The sequence below is a fragment of the Bacillus sp. LR_5 genome, from assembly GCF_042709275.1.
Map to the genome: position 1 here is coordinate 1 of NZ_JAVAXX010000494.1, position 2,738 is coordinate 2,738.

Here is a 2,738-nt window from a genome sequence, read left to right on the forward strand (position 1 = left end):
TGATATTAACAAAGAAGCCGGATCAGATGAAAAATTTAAAGAGGTAAAAGAAGCATACGAAACGCTGTCAGATGACCAAAAACGTGCGCATTACGATCAATTTGGTCACACTGACCCTAACCAAGGCTTCGGCGGCGGAGGTTTTGGCGGCGGCGATTTCGGCGGTTTTGGTTTCGATGATATTTTCTCAAGTATATTCGGCGGAGGCACAAGACGAAGAGATCCAAACGCTCCGCGCCAGGGTGCTGATTTACAGTATACGATGACCCTGTCGTTTGAGGATGCGGCTTTCGGTAAAGAAACAACCATCGAAATTCCCCGCGAGGAAACGTGCGAAACATGTAAAGGCTCAGGTGCGAAACCTGGAACAAATCCAGAAACATGCTCCCACTGCGGAGGCTCCGGCCAGTTAAACGTGGAGCAAAATACACCGTTTGGAAAAGTCGTTAACAGACGGGTCTGCCACCACTGTGAAGGTACAGGCAAAATCATTAAAAACAAATGTGCGGACTGCGGCGGCAAAGGAAAAATCAAAAAACGCAAGAAAATCACTGTGACAATTCCAGCCGGTGTAGATGACGGGCAGCAGCTTCGTCTCTCGGGACAGGGTGAACCAGGAATAAACGGCGGCCCTGCTGGGGATTTATTTGTCGTGTTCCATGTACGCGCACACGAGTTCTTCGAGCGTGCCGGCGATGATATTTACTGTGAAATGCCGTTAACGTTTGCTCAGGCTGCTCTTGGAGATGAGGTAGAAGTGCCGACGCTGCATGGAAAAGTGAAATTGAAAATTCCGGCCGGTACACAAACAGGAACGAAATTTAGATTAAGAGGCAAAGGCGTTCAAAATGTCAGAGGCTATGGACAGGGTGACCAGCATATCGTCGTCCGCGTCGTTACGCCGACAAATCTGACAGATAAACAAAAAGACATTATCCGCGAATTTGCCGAAGTCAGCGGAAACCTGCCTGACGAACAGGAAATGAGTTTCTTTGACAAGGTAAAACGGGCGTTTAAAGGCGATTAATTATTGGATGAGGAGTTGGTAGTTTTGAAATGGTCCGAATTAAGCATTCACACAACACATGAAGCGGTCGAACCTATCTCAAATATATTGCATGAAGCTGGTGCAAGTGGGGTTGTGATAGAGGACCCGCTTGATTTAATTAAAGAACGTGAGAATGTGTACGGGGAAATCTACCAGCTCGACCCCAATGATTACCCAGATGAGGGTGTCATTGTCAAAGCATATCTGCCGGTTAACAGTTTTCTGGGCGAAACTGTTGACGGCATCAAAGAAACGATTAATAATCTCCTTCTTTACAATATTGATTTGGGCAGAAACCACATCACTATTTCTGAAGTAAATGAAGAAGAGTGGGCGACTGCCTGGAAAAAGTATTATCATCCTGTGAAAATTTCTGAAAAGTTTACAATTGTGCCGACGTGGGAGGAATATACGCCGGTCCATACTGATGAACTGATTATTGAAATGGACCCGGGAATGGCTTTCGGCACAGGAACACATCCGACAACCGTACTCTGCATTCAGGCGCTTGAACGCTTTGTGCAAAAGGGTGATAAGGTGATTGATGTCGGCACTGGTTCGGGAATTTTAAGTATTGCGGCTGCAATGCTTGAGGCTGAATCGGTTCATGCCTACGATCTTGATCCCGTGGCTGTAGAAAGTGCACGCCTCAATCTCAAGCTGAACAAAGTCAGCGATATTGCTCAAGTGAAGCAAAACAATTTGTTAGACGGGATTGAAGGGGAACATGATGTGATTGTGGCCAACATTTTGGCTGAAGTCATTCTTCGCTTTACTTCACAAGCGTACAGCCTGTTAAAAGAAGGCGGCCACTTTATTACGTCAGGAATCATCGGTCATAAAAAACAAGAAGTAAAAGAAGCACTGGAACAAGCTGGCTTTACCATTGTAGAAATCCTTTCAATGGAAGATTGGGTCAGCATTATTGCGAAAAAATAACAGTTAGTAGGTGTCACAGCGTATGCAACGATATTTTATCGAGCTCACGAAGCAGCAAATAGAGGAAGCGCCGGCTTTTTCGATTACCGGCGAAGATGTTCATCATATTGTGAACGTGATGAGAATGAATGAGGGAGACCAGATTATCTGCTGCTCTCAAGACGGCTTCGAGGCAAAATGTGAACTTCAATCTGTTTCCAAAGATAAAGTGTCCTGCCTTGTGATAGAATGGACGAATGAAAACAGAGAGCTTCCGATAAAGGTCTATATTGCGAGCGGCCTTCCGAAAGGAGATAAGCTTGAATGGATTATCCAAAAGGGGACTGAGCTCGGAGCTCATGCCTTTATTCCTTTCCAAGCCGCGCGTTCTGTTGTCAAGCTGGATGACAAAAAGGCAAAGAAAAAGCGGGAAAGATGGACGAAAATTGCAAAGGAAGCGGCTGAGCAATCGTACCGTAACGAAGTGCCGCGAGTGATGGATGTCCATTCTTTTCAGCAGCTTCTTCAAAGGATGCAGGATTTCGATAAATGTGTCGTTGCATACGAGGAGTCATCGAAGCAAGGGGAAATAAGCGCATTCAGCGCGATTGTAAGCAGCCTTCCGAAAGGATCATCTCTATTGATCGTATTTGGTCCCGAAGGCGGTTTAACAGAAGCGGAGGTTGAACGGCTCACAGAGCAAGACGGTGTGCCGTGCGGCCTTGGACCGAGAATTTTAAGGACAGAAACCGCTCCGCTATACGCGTTGAGC

The 2,738-nt window shown here is 46.2% G+C and carries 3 protein-coding genes; all 3 read left to right on the forward strand.

Annotated features, from left to right (window positions below; translation table 11 throughout):
* Positions 1–1,027: molecular chaperone DnaJ (gene dnaJ / locus RAC86_RS37550; protein WP_377886842.1), on the forward strand; the 1,027-nt coding region annotated here is incomplete at its 5' end.
* Positions 1,028–1,051: 24 nt separating this feature from the next.
* Positions 1,052–1,987, forward strand: coding sequence for a 50S ribosomal protein L11 methyltransferase (gene prmA / locus RAC86_RS37555; protein WP_004398884.1), 936 nt, complete (start codon positions 1,052–1,054; stop codon positions 1,985–1,987).
* A 22-nt stretch (positions 1,988–2,009) separates the two neighbouring features.
* A partial coding sequence (locus RAC86_RS37560) for a 16S rRNA (uracil(1498)-N(3))-methyltransferase (RefSeq protein WP_377886843.1) occupies positions 2,010–2,738 on the forward strand: 729 nt, incomplete at its 3' end.